The following is a 2,502-nucleotide window of genomic DNA, read 5'->3' as shown; positions in this document are numbered from 1 at the left end:
CCTTTGAAACCTTTGAAACCTTTGAAACCTTTGAAAGAAGTATTTGCCGATAACTATCGCCAATCAGGATTTATGTTTATTATCGCTACTTTTCTTTTCCAACCAAGCAGCCGAACCTAATGGTTATCATTTTCTCCATAACCACAATTATGGAAAAAAGAGCAGATGCAGACCGGGGGTGGTTTACAGTTGAAAATCAATGTTTTCCTATTTACTTTCCCGCAACACATACTTCCATACTTCCGACATTGACCTACGAGCGATACCCTAGCTTCTCCAAAATCGCTCTCGTGGCTACGATAAAGCCCTGTCGTAGATATGACTATTTTTGCTACTGTATCCTTACACTGATTTGAAGTGGTAGGGTGTAGCGACAGGACAATCCAGAACTACACACAGCGATTAGAGGTCATCGGTTTGCTGGAAAGTAAAAGAATAGTGCTTGACAACAAGCTTCTAGACAAGGTGTATAAGATTAAGTGAGTCCACGACCAGTGGATGTGGACTGCCATTTCGATCTGAGACGAAGAGGAAGGGGGTAGCCTTGACGTTCTACGACAAAGGGGGATTAGTCGTCCCACCGAGACACAAAATCGATCTGAGAGCCTTATAGAAGCCTTAAAATAGATGCTCGGTACTTTATTAGCATTTCACGTTCTTTTTTCTAAAAGTATCATTTTTTGCCCCGCCTATATAAATAGAATAATATAATATATATAGTATTATATAAAAGAGTATATTATATAATAAACTACTCTATTTATAACTGAGGGGAAAAAAATGATACTTTTGGGATTTTCACCGAAAAGGCACCCCTTTCGGGCTAATAACTTAAAAACAGACGTATATAGAATTGTTGGAAATAATTTTAACCCCGTTGAAAGGTTTAAAAGCTTTAAAGTAGCTTTTAATGAGGTTAAAACAGTTTTAAAGGGATATGATTTTCAGGATGACAAATTTTAAATACCTTTAACGCCGTAAAAACCTTACAAACCTTTAAAACGTTTCAAACCTTTTAAGCGCGTTAAAACCTCTAGGAAAGTGTTCCCTGCCAGAGCAGTAGAAATGTATCCTAATTAAACAGTATTGGTAGTGAGCCACCTTCGAGCAGATAGCTTGGAGGTTTTTTATTTTTGCTTATTAGATCACGAAAAATGTGAGGTGGGAAGAGGTGAGATTAGAAGATGGTTGATTCTGAGTTGAAGGCTAATGTTCGTAGCTTTAAAGCAAGGTATGGAGCATCGTATGCCTATATTGCAAGGAGGTCTGGGGTTTCGCGTGAACACATCAGCAGATGGGTTAATAGCGACTCATATCTTATTTCTGATGAATTAAAGGCTAAAATTAAATCGATTATTAAAGGGGAAATGTAACATGGTAATGAGATTGCTGTCCACGTACAAGAGGTAGAAAATGAAGTGATTTGGAATTGGGGATTTGTAGTAGATTGTAAGTCCAGAAACGTGCGATTAGCGGTATATATAGAATATGTATTTTAGGATAAAGTCATTCTGTTGTTATATCTATATATTATATATACACCGCAGATCGCACGAAATTGATTTTTCACCAATGCTCCCTGCCAAAGTCCTTAACTATTTAAGCTGTCATCACTTAAATAGTTAAGGAGACATTTTTTTGAGGGGGAGTATAGAATGCAATTTGAGTTCAGTGTTAGGCAGGGGTATCAACTGTTGAGGAAACAGAAGAAAATCAAATTAAAAGAACTTGCATCACAAATTGGAGTTTCGATTCCTATGTTATCAATGTATGAGAACGAAGTGGTTAATCTCCGTAAGGAAAAAGAAAAACAATATCGAGATTACATTCTTAGTGCGGTTGGCAACAAAGGGGAGGGTTACTTGTGAGCAATGCATTAACAAAAGAATATTTCTTCTGTTACTCAGTACCCTTATTCAAGTTTCTCAAAATGGACAAGGGTATTTCTTTTATTTGTTATGCCCTTCACGATAAAACCCATAAGCCCTTCTGGATGTTTGAGAAGAACGATGAGTTAAAAACAGCATTACACGAATACCAGTATAGATAATGTTGATTTATTTAGTGAATATTTTAGAGGTGGTTGGTATAGCTATTAAAAGTAGGACTTATTATAATGAAGCACAACTAAGAATGATTTTAGATGCAGATAGAGAAAGTAGGCATAGAGTCTACATCCCAAACTCGATATTTAATGATTTGGTTAGATGCGAAGAGTTTAAATCAAGAAAGGCAAATGCGACTCACATTGCATTTGCCTTTTCCTATCTTTATTTGGCTTCATACATGTATAGATATGCTCATTTTACTTATTATGAAGACTACGTTAGAGAGAATTTCATTGATGACGCGGTTATGTACATGATCTGCAACACTTCACCTGATAGTAGAGGTAAGGATGGGAAAAGTTATATCACCAAAAAGGATGGTGTTCTAGCCAAGCTTAAATATATAAGGAAGGTAAGCCTATTTAGCCCCTATTTGAACTTGGACAGTACACCC

Annotated in this window: 1 protein-coding gene and 1 pseudogene; both read left to right on the top strand. The window is 36.5% G+C overall.

The features are described from left to right. Positions 1-1,655: 1,655 nt before the first annotated feature. Complete coding sequence (locus L692_RS0125110; RefSeq protein ID WP_025702661.1) at positions 1,656-1,868, top strand: helix-turn-helix domain-containing protein; 213 nt, start codon at positions 1,656-1,658, stop codon at positions 1,866-1,868. Between the two features lie 196 nt (positions 1,869-2,064). Beyond that, positions 2,065-2,502: pseudogene (locus tag L692_RS33735) on the top strand (hypothetical protein); the annotation flags it as partial.

It is taken from the genome of Paenibacillus forsythiae T98, assembly GCF_000520735.1.
In the GTDB taxonomy this organism is placed as follows: domain Bacteria; phylum Bacillota; class Bacilli; order Paenibacillales; family Paenibacillaceae; genus Paenibacillus_AQ; species Paenibacillus_AQ forsythiae.
The sequence above is the reverse complement of the archived record's forward strand: the minus strand, read 5'-3'. Positions and strand labels throughout refer to the sequence as shown.